We start from the raw sequence: 16563 nt of genomic DNA, 5'->3' as shown, positions 1-16563 counted from the left end.
ATGGAACAAGAATTAATCCGTCAAACGCCGCTTTGGGCTGAGAACTGGCCAATTGCCTACTCTGTAGTTCAAGCGATTGTGATCTTGCTCGTTGTAGTTTTGATTGCTGCGTTGATGTCTTTCATTGAGCGTCGTTTACTTGGCTTATGGCAAGACCGTTACGGTCCAAACCGTGTAGGTCCTGGGGGGATGTTCCAGATTGTTGCCGACATGCTGAAAATCATGTTCAAAGAAGACTGGACACCAAAGTTTGCAGATAAATTGACTTTCCGTTTAGCTCCAGCAGTTGCAATGGCAACTGCGGTGTTATCGTTCATGGTTATCCCTGTATCACCTTATTTAGGTGTTGCAGACATGAGTATCGGTCTATTGTTCTTTATGGCAATGGCGGGTATTGCAGTGTATGCAGTTTTATTTGGTGGTTGGTCATCAAACAACAAATATGCATTACTCGGTGGTCTTCGTTCAGCAGCGCAAACGATTTCTTATGAGGTCTTCTTAGGTATTTCGTTGATGGGTGTGGTTGCAATTGCAGGCTCATTCAACATGCGTGAAATCGTAGAAGCTCAAAAAGATGTATGGTTTGTCATTCCACAATTCTTAGGTTTCCTCATCTTCGTGGTTGCAGGTGTTGCGGTAACGCATCGTCATCCATTTGACCAACCAGAAGCGGAACAAGAATTGGCGGAAGGTTACCATGTCGAATATGGTGGTATGAAGTGGGGGATGTTCTTCGTTGCGGAATACGTCAATGTTGTCCTGATCTCAGCTTTGATCGTAACCTTATTCTTCGGTGGTTGGTTAGCACCATTTGGTCTAGATTTCCTACCTCCAGCATTCTGGTTCATGATTAAAACAGCATTCTTTGTGATGATGTTTGTCTTGGCACGTGGTTCATTAATGCGTCCACGTTATGACCAAGTGATGAACTTTGGTTGGAAGATTTGTTTGCCTTTAGCGTTGGTCAACTTGTTGGTGACTGGTGCTGTGATTTTGATGAATCAGGCCTAGGACAGCAGGGAGAACATTATGTATAAAATTCTAGCTGGGTTTGGGTCAATTGTACGTTCGTTGTGGATGGTATTTAGCCACGCAACACGTAAACGTGACACTATTTTATACCCTGAAGTTAAAGCTGAAGAAATCGTTCCACCACGATTCCGTGGCCGTATCGTATTGACACGTGACCCAGATGGTGAAGAGCGTTGTGTAGCTTGTAACTTGTGTGCTGTAGCTTGCCCTGTTGGCTGTATTTCATTACAGAAAGCTGAAAAAGAAGATGGTCGTTGGTATCCGGAATTTTTCCGTATCAACTTCTCTCGTTGTATTTTCTGCGGTATGTGTGAAGAAGCATGTCCTACAACTGCTATTCAGATGACACCTGATTTCGAACTCAGTGAATACGTTCGTCAAGACTTAGTTTATGAGAAAGAAAACTTGCTCATTTCTGGTCCTGGTAAATATCCAGACTATAACTTCTACCGTGTAACTGGTATGGCTGTAGCTGGTAAAGACAAAGGTCAGGCTCAGCGTGAAAGCGCACCTGTCGATGTACGGAGCTTATTACCATGATGTGGCCATTTTATTTGATGGCACTTGTGGCCATCGTTTCTACGGTTCGTGTTGTGACTAATGCGAATCCAGTACACGCACTTTTAAGCTTAATCGTTTCGTTACTTGCAGTTGCTGGTATGTTCATGATAGTTGGTGCACCATTTGCAGGTGCACTTGAGATTATTGTTTACGCTGGTGCCATTATGGTTCTTTTCGTCTTCGTTGTGATGATGTTGAACCTTGGTTCTCAAACTGTTGAACAAGAACGTAAATGGTTAACATCTGATGCTTGGGCTTACCCTGCATTGATGAGCTTTTTAATGGGTCTAGTTTTAGTTTGGACAATGACTTCAGAGCACAGCATTTCTGGTCCTTTAATGGGTACAGAAGTTGTAGGCCCTAAAGAAGTTGGTCAAGCACTCTTTACACAATATTTATTATTGGTTGAAGTTGCCGCAATGTTATTGCTTGCTGCGTTAGTTGCTGCATTCCACTTAGGCAAACGTGAACCAAGTGCAGAAGAGGAAAAAGAATAATGGGTAATATCCCTTTAGAGCATGGTTTGATTGTTGCAACCATTCTTTTTGCACTCGGTTTCTACGGTGTAATGGTGCGACGCAACCTTCTATTTATGTTAATGAGCCTTGAGATCATGATGAATGCAGCTGCGCTTGCATTTGTCCTTGCTGGTAGTGCATGGGTGCAACCAGATGGTCAGATCATGTTTATCTTGATCTTAACGCTTGCTGCGGCAGAAGCGTGTATCGGGCTTGCGATCGTCCTTCAGTTCTATCATCGCTTCCATCATTTGGATGTAGATGCTGCTAGTGAGATGCGCGGATGAGTTTATTAGCATTAACCATATTATTTCCGCTCATTGGTTTTATCCTTTTAGCGGCAGGGCGTAATAAGCTTCCTGAAATTGTAGCTGCCATTATTGGTGTGGGTTCAGTTGGTCTTTCAGCACTATGTGCATTATTGGCTGGTATGAATTTCATCAACAGCGGTGAAACATCTCAAGTGACTCACCTTTGGACTTGGTTCAGTGTGGGTGGTTTTGAGCCAGGTATTAGCTTGCACTTAGATGGTTTATCTTTACTTATGCTTGGCATGATTACGGGTGTGGGTTTCTTAATTCATATCTTTGCATCATGGTATATGCGTGGTGAAGAAGACTTTGCACGTTTCTTCTCTTACTTCAACTTATTCGTAGCAAGCATGTTATTGCTTGTGTTGGGTGACAACCTTGCGTTGTTATTCTTAGGTTGGGAAGGTGTTGGTCTGTGCTCATACTTGCTGATTGGTTATTACTACCAAAATCCAGCAAATGGTGCTGCTGCAATTAAAGCATTCACCGTGACACGTATTGGTGACGTTTTCTTACTCATCGCATTATTCTTAATTTTCCAACAATTTGGAACATTGAATATTGCTGAAATCGTTGCTGCTGCGCCTGTGGTAATGACACAAAGCTCATCGTTAACCATTTGGACTGCATTAATGTTGTTCTTGGGTGCTGCAGGTAAATCTGCGCAGATCCCATTACAAACATGGTTAGCAGACGCGATGGCGGGTCCTACACCAGTATCTGCATTAATCCATGCTGCAACAATGGTAACAGCAGGTGTTTACCTATGCTGCCGTATGTTCTCTGTATTTGAAATGGCACCAGAAGTCATGGTGTTTATCTCAATCACAGGTGCGGTAACATTATTAGTTGCAGGTTTTGCTGCACTGGTTCAAACAGACATCAAACGTATTCTTGCTTACTCTACAATGAGTCAGCTCGGTTATATGTTTATGGCTGTAGGTGCTGAAGCATACCAAGCAGGCTTGTTCCACATGCTCACTCACGCATTCTTCAAAGCGTTGTTGTTCTTGTCATCAGGTGCGGTGATTCTTGCATACCATCACGAACAAAACATTTTCAAAATGGGTGGTTTGTTCAAGCGTAATAAATTCTTATTTGCTTGTTTCGCGATCGGTGGCGGTGCCTTAGCAGCGATTCCATTCTTAACGATTGGTTTCTTCTCAAAAGATGCAATCTTGGCGGCTGTGTGGACACAAAGTCATATCGCAGGCTTACCTGTATTCAATACATTGTATTGGGTCGGTGTTGCTGGTGCATTCTTAACGTCAATCTACACGTTCCGTTTAATTTGGATTGTGTTCTTTGGCGAAGAGAAAACGCCATATCACGAAATCAAAGGTGCAACTTACTGGGCTCCTTTAGCGATTCTTGCTGTCCTTTCTACAGGTTTGGCAATCGTACTTAAAGCGCCAGTCATGAGTATTCTTGATGCAGCACAAATCCCTGCATTTGTTATTCCTGAAGCGCTAGAAGCTGGTGCGCATGGTGCAGAATATGTCGCTATTGCAATCGCACTTGCTGGTTTAGCGGTTGGTGTTGTCTTATTTGCTTTTGCTTATAAAGCAGTTCAAGGTTTTGCTCGCACTTCATTGGGTGCTGGACTTGCAAATATCTGTCGTAATGCGCTTGGTTTCGATGCGTTATATGACCTCGTGTTTGTAAAACCTTACTTATTTATTGCAAAAATGATTGGTCGTGACCCGATTGATGGCGTATGGCTTGTATTGCCAGCGATTGTTAAAGGTGGTCATAGCTTCACTAGTTCACGTCAAACAGGTTCTTTGCGTGAGTACGCATCGAGCATGGCGTTCGGTATCGTGGTGATTATCATGATTCTGATCGTGACTCAGATCGTGGGGAAATAAGATGGAAAACATCAATAACTGGTATTTACCCGCGCTGATCCTCATTCCGTTCATTGCTGGTTTTATTTGTTGGGTCGTTGATAAATTAGATCAACACCTACCACGTTATATCGCACTTGTGGGTATGCTCATTACTTTGGGCATGACCGTTGCTTTATGGCAATCAGGTACCTACAGCTACCAAATTGGTGAAACTGTACCGACTTGGTCTGCAGAGTTCTATGTACCTTGGATTCAAACCCTTGGCATTAACATCCACTTAGCGGTGGATGGTCTTTCACTTCTAATGGTCGGTTTAACTGCTTTACTAGGTGTATTGGCGGTTGGCTGTTCTTGGGGTGAAATTCAGAAGAACGTTGGTTTCTTCCACTTAAACCTTTTATGGTCTTTAGGTGGCGTGATCGGTGTATTCTTGGCTGTTGATTTGTTCTTGTTCTTCTTCTTCTGGGAGATGATGCTCGTTCCAATCTACTTCTTGATTGCACTCTGGGGCCACAAAGGTGCTTCTGGTAAATCTCGTGTTTACGCTGCGACTAAATTCTTTATTTACACGCAGGTGGCTGGTCTGATCATGTTGATTGGTATCTTAGGTCTTGTGATCTACGGTTTCATGATGACAGATACAATCAGCTTCAGTTATAACCATTTACTCGCTGTTGCGAATACATTGGATGCTAACCCACAAACGTCATCAATTGCCTTTGCATTTATGATTTGTTTGTTTATTGGTTTTGCAGTCAAACTTCCTGTTTTCCCATTGCATGGTTGGTTACCAGACGCGCACGCACAAGCACCTACAGCAGGTTCTGTAGACCTTGCGGGTATCTTAATTAAGACAGCGGCTTACGGTTTACTTCGTTTCGTCATTCCATTCTTCCCAGTTGCTTCAGCGCAGTTTGCTGATGTAGCAATCATTTTCGGTTTAATCGGTATCTTCTACGGTGCTTGGTGTGCTTTCCAGCAAACCGATATGAAACGTTTGTTGGCATATACGTCGATTTCACACATGGGCTTTGTTTTACTTGCAATCTACGCAGGTAACATCCTGACCTTCCAAGGTCTGATGGTCATGATGTTGGCTCACGGTTTATCGTCAGCAGCATTATTCATTATGTGTGGTCAAGTGTATGAGCGTCTTCACACACGTGATTTACGCTTGATGGGTGGTATTCGTGGTCAATTCCAGTATTTACCATTCTTCTTGATGTTCTTTATTGCTGCGCTTGTAGGTATCCCTGGCTTAGGTAACTTCATTGGTGAGTTCCTCATCTTGATGGGTGCATTTGCTCAATTCCCTACATTCACGATTATTGCTGCGATCAGCTTAGTATTTGCGGGTCTATATGGTTTAATCCTGATTCATAAAGCGTTATTTGGTGTGCCAAACGAAGAGCAAAAACAACACTATGCGAACCCATTAAAAGATCTTAATGCGCGTGAGCTTGGTATTTTGTTAATTTGTGCGTTCGGTCTGTTATGGCTTGGTTTGTATCCACAAAGCTTCCTTGATATTTCAGAATCAAGTTTGGCTTGGATTGCGAATAGCTACATTCCAGTACAAGAAGTAGTTGAAGTGGTTGAACAAGCCACAACTCAACTCGAAAATGTGGAGATGCAATAAGTCATGAACTTCACACTATCATTTTCTGAGCTAATGCCATTAGCTCCTGTGATGATTGTTGCTTTAACAGCAATCATCGTAATGATTTTGACTGCAATCAAACGTAATCATAATTTGATTGCGACAGTATCTGTTATCGGTCTTAACCTTGCATTGTTGAATATTCTATTCACGTTGTTTACAGGTTCTCAGATCTCACCAAATGTCATGAACCTATTTATGGTTGATGCTTTTGGTCTGTTCTATCAAGTGATTATTTTGATTGCTGCATTGGCTTGTTGCACACTGTCACATGCATATATCGAAACCTATAAAGATAATCGTGAAGAACTTTATCTATTAATGTTGATCTCTGTTTCAGGGGCAATGTTAATGGTAACAAGTTCACACTTTGCATCATTCTTCATTAGCTTAGAGTTAATGTCGATTCCAGTGTACGGTCTGATTGCTTATACCTACCAACGCGGTAAGTCACTCGAAGCGGGTATTAAATATCTTGTACTTTCAGCAACTGCTTCTGCAATGTTGTTGATGGGTATGGCTTATGTTTACTCAGTTCTAGGGTCATTATCATTTGCGGGTCAAGTGGATGATATGTTCTGGGCGTTAACTAAGTCTCAAGATCCTCAATTGATGATGGCGCTGCAAGCTTATATTCCTCAATTTGGTGAGAAACTTACCACTGTATTTGGAATCTTAGGTCTTGGTTTAATCATCGCAGCTGTTGCATTTAAATTGTCTTTAGCGCCATTCCATAAATGGACGCCAGATGTGTATGCAGGTGCTCCAGCACCAATTGCAACATTCCTTGCTACTGTAGCTAAAGTTGCAATGATTGGTTTATTCGTACGTTACTTACTGTCTTCAGGTGTAATTGGTATCGAATCGATCAAAACGATTTTGATCGTCATTGCAGTGTTATCAATCTTGATTGGTAACATGCTTGCAGTGAAACAAGTGAACTTAAAACGTATTTTGGCATACTCGTCAATTGCGCATTTTGGTTACTTATTCCTTGCTGTTGTTACGACATCTTTCTTAAGCTTAACGTCAGTAAGTTTATATGTATTAACGTATGTATTAACGACGATTGGTGCGTTTGGTGCTGTAGCGTTGATGTCTAGCCCATACAACAACAATGACGAAGCAGAATCACTTGCAGACTACCGTGGTCTATTCTGGCGTCGTCCAGTATTGACGGCAACACTGACTGTGATGATGCTATCTCTTGCAGGTATTCCGTTAACTGCAGGCTTCATCGGTAAATTCATGCTGATCATGACAGTTGTGTCTGAAGCACATTGGTTCTTCGCTGCGATGATCATTGTGGGTTCTGGTATTGGTCTATACTATTACCTACGTGTCATGATCGTCATGTATATGACGCCACCAGACACACCACGTATTGATGCTGATAAACATTGGGGTCAAAAAGTGGGTGGTATTATGGTATTGCTTGCTGCGCTTGCAGTGCTTGTAATCGGTGTATATCCAGATCCAGTCATTGCGATGGCAAATCAAGCACAATTGATCGCGCCATTACATATCGTTCTTCAATAGTTGATCGATTAATCTAAAAAAACTATTGTTGTTAACAAAAAAAGCCCTCATTCATTGAGGGCTTTTCTTATTTCTTATATTAAAAACATTTATAATAGACAGAATTTACATTTATGCTTCAGGTGTTCTCCCGTGCCAATCCAAGAAATTCGTCATCCGCTCATTCGTCATAAATTAGGTTTATTACGCCGTGCAGATATCAGCACGAAGAACTTCCGTGAGTTAGCGCAAGAAGTCACAATGTTACTGACTTATGAAGCAACCAAAGATTTACCTGTTGTAGATCACGAAATTAATGGCTGGAATGGCCCGGTGACAACACAGCGTATTGCAGGTAAAAAAATTACTGTTGTACCAATTTTACGTGCTGGCATTGGTATGCTTGATGGTTTCTTAAATCTTATTCCAAGTGCAAAAGTTTCTGTTCTTGGTTTAGAGCGTGATGAGGAAACATTAGAAGCACGTACATACTATAAGAAATTGGTACCTGACGTACAAAACCGTATAGCGATGATTATTGATCCAATGCTTGCGACTGGATCATCATTGGTTGCTGCTATTGATGTCCTTAAAGCGAGTGGTTGTAAAGATATCCGAGTGATGGTTTTGGTTGCAGCACCAGAAGGCATTAAACGTGTGGAAGAAGCACATCCAGATGTTGTCATTTTTACAGCAGCTGTGGATAACGGTTTAAACGAGAATGGTTATATCGTTCCGGGTCTTGGGGACGCTGGCGATAAAATTTTTGGTTCTGTACAAAAAGATTAAAATTTGATTAAATTATAGAGGAGGCTAAGGCCTCCTTTTTTATTAAGATTTTGATTCAACGATAAATTTAAAAAAACTAATTACTAAGAATCAATCTTTTTTATGCTGGGGAAATAACATGTTTTACAGGGGTGTTTTACATTCGTACGACCCTGCATTGAAAGCAGGAATTATCAAAATCAATGATCATGATTTTGATGTACATTTCGTATTGAATGACATGGCAAATTCCAGTATCGCGCCTCAAATTGGTGAGCGTGTGAAATGTATCGTGGTCGATAAAGACGACCAACGTCATGCAAAATTTATCGTGCGGTTAGACAATAAACATGCACGCGTCGAACAACCCTTGAATCAACTTTTTTATCGTGCGCACGAAGATTTAGAAGGTGAGTCTAAGAAGTTTGAACAAGAGCTAGATGAGCTGATCGAAAAGCGTCTTGCAGATCAGGAAAGTACGCTTGACTCACAAACACAAATCCAAGATTTTGAACTAAATTTTAATACACTGAGTAAAGAATCAATCGTGTTGGATGGTTCTGGTGCTGAACATCATGCAGATCAAGTTTCAGATCCAGTATCTAAAATTTCCTTAGGTGAACCTCTTGAGGAAGAGCAAATTAAAGAAATGCTCGAATCAAAGCCAAGTCGCCGTGTGCCAGTCTTAGATGAGTCAGCTGTCGTACCACTTACGAAAGTTCAACCTTTGAATGAGAGTGCGCCTGAAGAGAACGTAGATGATCATCTACCCGAGCCAACCCATGCAAAAGGGCGCCCACCAAAAGTTGTACGTAAAGAACTCCCTGATGTTAAAACGCATTTTCAATTAAAATTTAATGCGCAAAAATTCATTACGAGTTCGCGTGTTGATGAATTCGGAGCTGATAAAAAATCAAAGAAAAAAGCCAAGAAGATAAAAGATCCAAACAAGCAATTTAATCCATGGATATTTGCAAGTATTGTCCCTATTTTAGTGTTCATTAATCTGGGTGTTTGGGGATTTCAAAAATATGAGCAATACAGAGAAGAGCAAGACGCAAAAGCAAAAATTTATGCGGTAGAACAAGAACACATTATCAAAGAACAAAAGAAAGAAGCTGAGAAATAAAAAAAGCTCCAATGAGGAGCTTTTTTTATTAAGCATCACAGAATTTCATAAAGGCTTTTAAACCAGGTCCCTGATATTTTTGACGGTGTACCAACATAAATAAAGGACGTGTGAGTTGCCAGAACGGCGTTTCTAAAATCACCAGTTGCTCTTTTTCTCTTAATGGTTCAATAGCTAATTTTGAAATACATGACATGCCTAAACCACCAGCAACAATTTTCAAAATAGCTTCATTATGACCCAAAGTTAAACGAATATTGGCATTCGGTAAGTCTTGCAGGATTGCGTTGTCAAAGACTTCACGAGTCCCTGAACCTTCTTCACGTAAAATCCATTCAGCCTGTTTAAAGTCTTCAATGGTCAGAGGGCGGTCTAATTTCGCCAAAGGATGGTCTGGTGAGCAACACACAGCAAGCTCATCATCACGCCAGTGGATCGATTGTAATTGAGGTAAGTGACATGAACCTTCAATAAGGGCTAAATCAAGTTGGAATTGATTAACAGCTTCAATCATTTGACGCGTATTGCCCACTTGAAGTTGCAAATGTGCTTGTGGTTGTAATTGAAGAAAATCAGCCATTAAATCAGGCATCAAATAATCACTAATGGTCAAAGTCGCCCCAATACGGAGATCAATACTTTGAAGCTCGCCTTTTGCCGCTTGTTCAAATGATTCACATCGACCTAAAATTTCAAGCGCCTGTGGAAGTAAAAAACGACCCAAGTCATTCAGTTGTAATCGTTTTCCTAAGCGATCAAATAATGGTGCACCGAGACCATCTTCAAGATCTGCTAACGCCATACTTGCAGCACTTTGTGTGAGTCGTACAGCATCACTTGCTTTAGTTACCGTACCCTCTTGAGCGACAGCTACGAAAACAGCCAGTTGGCGTAATGTCATGCGCATGAATGAAGCCTTAATGTGAAAAAATATTAATAAATTATATTGTCATGCTACCATGAGCGCAGTCTGTCATGCCACGTAGAAATTATGTCAATTGAAAAATTTAGCGTAGAAAAAGTCCTTTCTGTACATCGTTGGACCAACACTTTATTTAGCTTTACCATGACGCGTCCCGCACATTTTAAATTTACCGCAGGGCAGTTCGCGCGTATTGGTTTGAAAGTTGGCGATGATTTAGTGGTACGTGCGTATTCTGTCGTTTCATCGCCTTTTGATGAAACCTTAGAATTCTTTTCAATTGTTGTACCAGATGGTGCTTTTACATCAAATTTACAACATCTCAAAGTTGGTGATGAACTTTATTTGGAAAAGATTCCTTATGGATTTTTGACGTTAGCACGTTACCAGTTACCTATGCCAAATGACCTGTGGTTATTGGCGACAGGCACGGGGCTCGCACCATTTATTTCTATGTTGCAAGACTTTGAAGTATGGCAAAAATATAAAAATATTCATTTGGTTTACAGTGTGAGAACAGCAAGTGAATTGGCTTACGTAGACCGAATTCAGGAAGTCGCGGATACCTTTGGTGAAGGTCATACAGGATTTAAATTTGTGCCAATTATTACACGTGATCCAAATGCACTATTGCATGATCGATTGCCAGTATTGATCGAAAATAGAGCGTTAGAGAAAACCGTTGGTCTCGATTTTAATCCGCAAACGTCACATATCATGCTGTGTGGGAATCCCCAAATGGTTGAAGATACAAAAGAGGCACTGAAAGCCCGTGGCCTGACCATGAATCGCCGTGGTGAAGGAAATATTGCAGTAGAGAACTATTGGTAAGTCCTAATCACCCTCTCTCTTTGGGTGAGGGAATTATGGCAAAAAACCTCCATCTCGGAGGTTTTTTTCTAAATTACATAGGAATACTATGCGACATACTTAATGGACAAACATATCCATAAATTCACGAATCTCTTGAATCGCAGTATCTACATCACTCGTGAGCCAAGTCGGTTCAAATAAACCTGCATAATGTTCCAAACGATCGTGTGGAACCACTAAACGAATTGGGCATTCTTCTTCGAGTAAACGCCAAGGAATAATGGGTACTTCATTATCTAAGAAGCAAGCGATGTTACGAATGTCGATGATCATGCCGTTGACACATTCAGGAAAGGGCATCACCGAAAACTCTTCAGTGCGACGGCGGAAATACTCTAAGTCACCCCACTTCAGCACATAGCTTGGTTTCGTAAACTCAATAATTCCAATCAAATGCCCATCACGGGTATGATGCAAAGAACAGGCATGAGTGACATCTGTGTCTAAATCTAAAGAGACACTTTGTCGGCGATAGGTCATACAGATCGACAATAAAAATGAGGAGGGTGCATATTATACTCTATTTTGCATCACAGCTCATGTGCTTTGATCAGTACGAATTGATAATGTTTTTTCACACAAAACAACATGATAGATTGCTAGTATAAAAAATCATCAAAATACATAAGAGGGGCATCATGGTAGATCAATCCAATCATCCGACCCATAATGATCAAAAGAAGAAAAGTAAGATCCCAGTGTATATTCTGATTATCGTTGGTATTTTTTTAGCAGCCTTCATTTTCTATATGCTCGCTGATCGTGAACCAACACCAGGTCAAATTCCTGCTGATACGAGTATTCCTGCAACTCAAGATAATGCAGATACAGCAACGGCAACAGATTCAGCAGTGGATAATACCGTTACTGCGGTCGCAAACGATCAATAAACCACTACACTTTTCATGTTTAAACCCAGCTTAGGCTGGGTTTTTTCTTGATTTGCAACAATGTGTTGTATTTATGATGCTTTGAGTTGATTAAAAAATATTCGAAATTTATGGTGTGATGACGCGATCGAAAAATGATCTAGGGAAAAGAATTAAATCAATCGTAATTCAGAACACTTAACATAAGAAGAGGCGTAACCAATGAATGATGAATATAACGGCTTCACTCGAAATGGGGGCTTTGATGCAATGTATTATTGGGAGCAATTCCAACCAATTATTGCTGCAGTGGCCATTTTACTCATAGGATGGATCATCGCTTTAATCGTTGCCGCAGGGGTTAAGAAGGTACTTGCAAAATTAAATACCAATCAAAAATTGAGTAACGCGACAGGACATCGCTCAAATATAGAAAATATCATCTCCAGAGTCGTTTTCTGGCTGATCCTCATTATTGCTGTTATCGGTTCACTCAACGTTTTAAACCTGACCAGTGTGAGTGGTCCGTTTAGTAATATGGTTCAACAATTCTTACTATTTATCCCACAATTATTGGCTGCAGTAGCAGTTGGTTTTATTGGATGGATCGTAGCAAATTTGGTCAAAGTTGGATTAACTCGACTACTCAGTCGTACACAATTGGATGAAAAGCTCAGTCAAGACGTTGGTGTGAGCTCATTTAGCCAAAATATCAGTGAAATTGTTTACTGGCTCATTTTATTACTGTTCTTACCGATCGTGCTGTCTATTTTGGGCTTAAATGGTTTGTTATATCCAGTTCAGAATATGGTGACTGAAGCCGTTGCATACTTGCCGAATATCTTTATGGCAGGTGTAATTTTATTTGTTGGTTACATTTTGGCAAAAATTGTACGCGGTATTGTCGAAGGGCTTCTTTCAAGTTTGAATGTCCAACAGCAAGCTGAAAAAATCGGAGTTTTTAAAAATTCCAATCTGCCTAAGCTATTAGGATCATTTGTATTTGCCTTAGTCATCATTACTTCACTGATTATTGCGTTTGAGGCTTTGGGTGTAGACGCGATTTCACAACCAGCAACGGCTATGTTGTATGAAATCATGAATGCAATTCCACATATCATCGCAGCAGGTTTAATCCTGATCATTGCTTATGTGGTCTCACGTTTCGTATCTAATCTTGTGGTTGAAGTGATCGCTGGGACAGGTGTTGATAACATTCCTCAAAAGCTCGATATGCAACGCTTTTTGGGTCAAACCAAAATATCAAAAGTTGTCGGTCATTTGATTGTATTCTTCACCATGCTCTTTGCGGTGTCTGAAGCTGCGAATCGTTTGGGCTTCGATCAAATTAGTGATTTAATTGCGATGTTCATTTACTTCGGAGCGAATGTACTTTTAGGAGCAGTTATCCTCGTCATCGGTTTCTGGTTAGCAAATCTTGTTGCCAATGTGGTGAAACGTGGTGAGACCAACAGCGCACATTGGTTAGCGAATCTTGTCCGTGTACTGATCATTGGTTTAGTTGTGGCAATGGGCTTGCGTGCAATGGGAATCGCTGACTCAATTGTAAACTTAGCCTTTGGATTAACACTTGGAGCGGTTGCTGTCGCTTTTGCGCTTGCTTTTGGTCTCGGTGGTCGCCAACCTGCAGAGCGATTGTTGACTGACTTAATCGATAAAGCGAAATCTGACGCGAATAAGCCAAGACCAAATCAGCCTGAACAAGTCACGCCACCACTTACTGAGCAAATGGATGCTTCAACTGTTGCGGAAGAATATCAAGACGAAGACATTCCACCCACGCAAATTGATGTAGAGGCACCAACTCAACCATTGAATAATCCTTATGGGTCTACAGGGGAGTCAGATCAAAATACGCCGCCTAAAAATGACCCTAAATAACATGTAATTTTGTGTCGGGATCAGTCAGGATGGTTTGGCTGATCCTCATGAAAAAGAGTAAAAATTATGAGTAAGAAATTTAATAAATTATTCGCCCCAATAGTGATTGCGGGTATCACCGTGGGTTTTTTAGCAAGCGCTTACCGCTTTGTTTTTGCAAATTCAAAAGCTAATGAAAACAACAGACTCAATACACCATCTATTGATGATGCAGTAACAGATCCAACCACACAAATGATTGATTCAACTGATACCAACGCCCAAAGACCCTCATAAATTGCTGCATTTAGAAAAGATAAATGAATAATGAAGCATTCAATTGATCAATAGGGATGATAGTCAAAGAGGGCAAAGGATGCCCCCTTTAATGAAAAAATGAACAATACTCGTTGTTAATTAGACATACTCAGATGCAGCATGTGCAGATGACCAAGCCCATTGAAAGTTAAATCCACCTAAATGGCCAGTTACATCGAGTATTTCTCCGACGAAGAAAAGCCCTTTTTGCTTTTTACTTTCCATTGTTTTTGAGGAAACTTCAGCGGTATCAACTCCACCTAAAGTCACCTCAGCCGTACGGTAACCTTCAGTACCAGAAGGCTTAACTTCAAATGCATGAAGACGCTGGGCAATCGCCTCTAGCTTCTCATCACTGATATTCCCGATTGATATTTCAGCTTGATCCATCCAAATCAACTGTTGCAATTCAACTACGACACTCTTGGGTAAGTGTTCAGCGAGTAAGGTGCGGAGTAACACTTTAGGTTGATTTTGTTTTCTAGTTTTAAAAAAATCCAAGAGATCAAGACTCGGTAAAAAGTCGACTTTAAAACTTTGACCCACATCCCAATAGTTTGAGAGCTGTAAAGAACTAGGACCACTTAAACCACGGTGCGTAAACAAGAGCGCTTCTGTAAAGCTATTGAGATGATTGCTTAATGTCGCTTCAACAGCATTGCCACTGAGTCGTGTCGTCACTTCTTTGAAACCATCAGAAAAAGTAAAGGGAACTAGACCTGCACGAGTCGGATAAACATAGTGTCCAAATTGTTTAGCAATCTCATAGCCAATGCCTGAGCCACCAAGTGTCGGAATTGAGAGACCACCAGATGCGACCACGACAGATTCAACTTCAAAATAACCTAAATTGGTTGCCACCTGAAAACCGTGTTCCTCCAGGGCGTTAAGGGCTTTCACCTCGCAACTGGTTTTGATGTCGACTAGAGCAGTTTTATCACACTCAGCAAGTAACATGGCTAAGATTTCTTTCGCGCCGTTGAGGGTAAAGAGCTGACCGTGTTTACGTTCTTCGTATTCAATGCCATATTCGCAGACCAAGCCAATGAAATCCCAATTGGTATAACGAGTGAGTGCTGAGATAACAAAATGCGGGTTATGTGAAATATAGTTATCAGGCTCAACATACAGATTGGTAAAGTTACATTTACCGCCACCTGACATGAGAATTTTTTTCCCCACTTTATTGGCTTTTTCAACCACCACGACACGACGCCCACGCTGAGCAGCCATATATGCGGTCATTAAACCAGATGCACCCGCACCTATTACTAAAACATCGTATTGCTTGGAAGACATGAAAATAATCAAAAAACGAAACAGCGCAATTATAACGGTAAATTAAGATGAACTGAGCATTATCAGATTAATTCAAGCGAACAGAAGCAGAAGCAAGATCAACTAAATCGTTCGACCTTGAAGCCCGCCCGAATGAATGACTAAAACTTTAGCGTTTTTGGGGAAATAGTTTTGTTGTATAAGATCATGAATGCCAAACATCATTTTTCCGGTATAGACTTGTTCAAGTGGAATACGGTATTCATATTCAAACTTTTCAATAAATTGAATCAGTTCAGGTCGGGTTTTGGCATAGCCTCCGAAGCAATAATCATCAGTGATATGCCAGTTGTTTTTACCCGTCAGTAGTTTTACTTCATCATTCAGAAAATTGCCTTTTAATGCAGAAAATCCAATAATTCTTTGACGGTTTAAACTGCGCTCAATCAATCCTGAAATCGTACCGCCTGTCCCGACAGCACAACAAATGAAGTCAAAGGTCTGATCAGCATCTTTTAAAATTTCTTGAGTGCCCTGAATGGCAAGCGAGTTGGTGCCACCTTCTGGAATTAAATAACTTTCAGGAAAGCGTTGCGCTAAGTGAGCTAAAAACTCAGGATCATTTTTGTGTCGATATGCTTCTCGTGAGATAAAATGCAGCGCCATACCAAAACGTTCTGCGGTGGCGAGGGTGTGATTGCGGGCTGAGTTTTTGAGTTCTTCACCACGAATGATCCCAATAGACTGAAAGCCAAATTGATGCGCAGCAAACGCTGTGGCGGCAATATGATTTGAATAAGCCCCACCAAAGGTCATTACTTTTTGAAAGCCTTGACGTTTTGCCTCAATAAAATTGTATTTCAGTTTATAAAACTTATTTCCAGAGATATGTGGATGAATTTGGTCTAAACGGCGTACGGTGATGTTTAAACCATTTAAAGAAATTTCCTGATCTTGAACCTGTTGGGCAATCGTATCAAACATAGTGCGAGCATTTGGTTTTTTAACAGTATAGCGGATTTCGAATCTTAGCTCTTACTTGGAGAAATTGAAAAACAGTGAAAAAATATGTTTA

General features: G+C 40.8%; 17 protein-coding genes. 13 read left to right on the top strand and 4 right to left on the bottom strand.

Annotated features, from left to right (window positions below; translation table 11 throughout):
* The 9 genes from nuoH (at position 1) to AC1M9J_RS10095 (ending at position 9347) form a co-directional block, all read left to right on the top strand.
* Positions 1-1011: an NADH-quinone oxidoreductase subunit NuoH gene (gene nuoH / locus AC1M9J_RS10135; RefSeq protein WP_035267266.1), complete on the top strand. Its 1011-nt coding sequence runs from the start codon at positions 1-3 to the stop codon at positions 1009-1011.
* 18 nt (positions 1012-1029) lie between these two features.
* Positions 1030-1572 carry an NADH-quinone oxidoreductase subunit NuoI gene (gene nuoI / locus AC1M9J_RS10130; protein ID WP_035267267.1) on the top strand — a complete coding sequence of 181 codons (543 nt, stop codon included), beginning with the start codon at positions 1030-1032 and terminating at the stop codon, positions 1570-1572.
* Entirely contained in the window at positions 1572-2090 is a 519-nt protein-coding gene (nuoJ, locus tag AC1M9J_RS10125; protein ID WP_171076777.1) for an NADH-quinone oxidoreductase subunit J, read from the top strand. The genes nuoI and nuoJ overlap by 1 nt, the downstream gene beginning before the upstream one ends.
* Complete coding sequence (gene nuoK, locus AC1M9J_RS10120) at positions 2090-2398, top strand: NADH-quinone oxidoreductase subunit NuoK (RefSeq protein WP_004695395.1); 309 nt, start codon at positions 2090-2092, stop codon at positions 2396-2398. Before nuoJ ends, nuoK begins: the two co-directional genes overlap by 1 nt.
* The gene (gene nuoL / locus AC1M9J_RS10115) at positions 2395-4290 is read left to right on the top strand and encodes an NADH-quinone oxidoreductase subunit L (RefSeq protein WP_092766949.1); all 1896 of its coding nucleotides are present in this window, start codon (positions 2395-2397) and stop codon (positions 4288-4290) included. The genes nuoK and nuoL overlap by 4 nt, the downstream gene beginning before the upstream one ends.
* 1 nt (position 4291) lies before the next feature.
* A complete protein-coding gene (gene nuoM, locus AC1M9J_RS10110) occupies positions 4292-5911 on the top strand; it encodes an NADH-quinone oxidoreductase subunit M (RefSeq protein ID WP_092766950.1) in 1620 nt (539 codons plus the stop codon).
* 3 nt (positions 5912-5914) lie between these two features.
* On the top strand, positions 5915-7471 hold the full coding sequence (nuoN, locus tag AC1M9J_RS10105) for an NADH-quinone oxidoreductase subunit NuoN (RefSeq protein WP_035267275.1): 1557 nt from the start codon (positions 5915-5917) through the stop codon (positions 7469-7471).
* A 132-nt stretch (positions 7472-7603) separates the two neighbouring features.
* Positions 7604-8239: a uracil phosphoribosyltransferase gene (gene upp / locus AC1M9J_RS10100; RefSeq protein ID WP_035267277.1), complete on the top strand. Its 636-nt coding sequence runs from the start codon at positions 7604-7606 to the stop codon at positions 8237-8239.
* Positions 8240-8357: 118 nt separating this feature from the next.
* On the top strand, positions 8358-9347 hold the full coding sequence (locus AC1M9J_RS10095; RefSeq protein WP_481591595.1) for a hypothetical protein: 990 nt from the start codon (positions 8358-8360) through the stop codon (positions 9345-9347).
* A 28-nt stretch (positions 9348-9375) separates the two neighbouring features.
* On the opposite strand, the gene gigC is transcribed toward AC1M9J_RS10095, so the two are convergent.
* The gene (gene gigC, locus AC1M9J_RS10090) at positions 9376-10254 is read right to left on the bottom strand and encodes a LysR family transcriptional regulator GigC (RefSeq protein ID WP_180028048.1); all 879 of its coding nucleotides are present in this window, start codon (positions 10252-10254) and stop codon (positions 9376-9378) included.
* A gap of 84 nt (positions 10255-10338) precedes the next feature.
* Between gigC and AC1M9J_RS10085 the strand changes: the two genes are divergently transcribed.
* Positions 10339-11100, top strand: coding sequence for a ferredoxin--NADP reductase (locus AC1M9J_RS10085; protein ID WP_481952256.1), 762 nt, complete (start codon positions 10339-10341; stop codon positions 11098-11100).
* 99 nt (positions 11101-11199) lie between these two features.
* Here AC1M9J_RS10085 and AC1M9J_RS10080 read toward each other — a convergent pair whose 3' ends face one another.
* Positions 11200-11622: a hypothetical protein gene (locus AC1M9J_RS10080; RefSeq protein ID WP_481591597.1), complete on the bottom strand. Its 423-nt coding sequence runs from the start codon at positions 11620-11622 to the stop codon at positions 11200-11202.
* A 158-nt stretch (positions 11623-11780) separates the two neighbouring features.
* On the opposite strand from AC1M9J_RS10080, the gene AC1M9J_RS10075 reads away from it, so the two are divergent.
* The 3 genes from AC1M9J_RS10075 (at position 11781) to AC1M9J_RS10065 (ending at position 14189) form a co-directional block, all read left to right on the top strand.
* Positions 11781-12032 carry a hypothetical protein gene (locus AC1M9J_RS10075; RefSeq protein ID WP_481596341.1) on the top strand — a complete coding sequence of 84 codons (252 nt, stop codon included), beginning with the start codon at positions 11781-11783 and terminating at the stop codon, positions 12030-12032.
* Positions 12033-12233: 201 nt separating this feature from the next.
* Positions 12234-13913, top strand: a complete 1680-nt coding sequence (locus AC1M9J_RS10070; RefSeq protein WP_481952255.1) for a mechanosensitive ion channel — start codon at positions 12234-12236, stop codon at positions 13911-13913.
* Positions 13914-13979: 66 nt separating this feature from the next.
* Positions 13980-14189, top strand: coding sequence for a hypothetical protein (locus AC1M9J_RS10065; RefSeq protein WP_481952254.1), 210 nt, complete (start codon positions 13980-13982; stop codon positions 14187-14189).
* Positions 14190-14309: 120 nt separating this feature from the next.
* Here AC1M9J_RS10065 and AC1M9J_RS10060 read toward each other — a convergent pair whose 3' ends face one another.
* Positions 14310-15509 carry a BaiN/RdsA family NAD(P)/FAD-dependent oxidoreductase gene (locus AC1M9J_RS10060; protein ID WP_481952253.1) on the bottom strand — a complete coding sequence of 400 codons (1200 nt, stop codon included), beginning with the start codon at positions 15507-15509 and terminating at the stop codon, positions 14310-14312.
* Positions 15510-15611: 102 nt separating this feature from the next.
* Entirely contained in the window at positions 15612-16472 is an 861-nt protein-coding gene (locus AC1M9J_RS10055; RefSeq protein WP_481952252.1) for a 1-aminocyclopropane-1-carboxylate deaminase/D-cysteine desulfhydrase, read from the bottom strand.
* Between the last annotated feature and the right edge of the window lie 91 nt (positions 16473-16563).

Source organism: Acinetobacter sp. ANC_7588, assembly GCF_056783995.1.
The sequence above is the reverse complement of the archived record's forward strand: the minus strand, read 5'-3'. Positions and strand labels throughout refer to the sequence as shown.

Bases quoted from the DNA above. Each gene is read 5' to 3' on its own strand.
- nuoH (WP_035267266.1), top strand. From the start codon at position 1: ATGGAACAAGAATTAATCCGTCAAACGCCGCTTTGGGCTGAGAACTGG.
- nuoI (WP_035267267.1), top strand. From the start codon at position 1,030: ATGTATAAAATTCTAGCTGGGTTTGGGTCAATTGTACGTTCGTTGTGG.
- nuoJ (WP_171076777.1), top strand. From the start codon at position 1,572: ATGTGGCCATTTTATTTGATGGCACTTGTGGCCATCGTTTCTACGGTT.
- nuoK (WP_004695395.1), top strand. From the start codon at position 2,090: ATGGGTAATATCCCTTTAGAGCATGGTTTGATTGTTGCAACCATTCTT.
- nuoL (WP_092766949.1), top strand. From the start codon at position 2,395: ATGAGTTTATTAGCATTAACCATATTATTTCCGCTCATTGGTTTTATC.
- nuoM (WP_092766950.1), top strand. From the start codon at position 4,292: ATGGAAAACATCAATAACTGGTATTTACCCGCGCTGATCCTCATTCCG.
- nuoN (WP_035267275.1), top strand. From the start codon at position 5,915: ATGAACTTCACACTATCATTTTCTGAGCTAATGCCATTAGCTCCTGTG.
- AC1M9J_RS10095 (WP_481591595.1), top strand. From the start codon at position 8,358: ATGTTTTACAGGGGTGTTTTACATTCGTACGACCCTGCATTGAAAGCA.
- gigC (WP_180028048.1), bottom strand. From the start codon at position 10,254: ATGCGCATGACATTACGCCAACTGGCTGTTTTCGTAGCTGTCGCTCAA.
- AC1M9J_RS10085 (WP_481952256.1), top strand. From the start codon at position 10,339: ATGTCAATTGAAAAATTTAGCGTAGAAAAAGTCCTTTCTGTACATCGT.
- AC1M9J_RS10080 (WP_481591597.1), bottom strand. From the start codon at position 11,622: ATGACCTATCGCCGACAAAGTGTCTCTTTAGATTTAGACACAGATGTC.
- AC1M9J_RS10075 (WP_481596341.1), top strand. From the start codon at position 11,781: ATGGTAGATCAATCCAATCATCCGACCCATAATGATCAAAAGAAGAAA.
- AC1M9J_RS10070 (WP_481952255.1), top strand. From the start codon at position 12,234: ATGAATGATGAATATAACGGCTTCACTCGAAATGGGGGCTTTGATGCA.
- AC1M9J_RS10065 (WP_481952254.1), top strand. From the start codon at position 13,980: ATGAGTAAGAAATTTAATAAATTATTCGCCCCAATAGTGATTGCGGGT.
- AC1M9J_RS10060 (WP_481952253.1), bottom strand. From the start codon at position 15,509: ATGTCTTCCAAGCAATACGATGTTTTAGTAATAGGTGCGGGTGCATCT.
- AC1M9J_RS10055 (WP_481952252.1), bottom strand. From the start codon at position 16,472: ATGTTTGATACGATTGCCCAACAGGTTCAAGATCAGGAAATTTCTTTA.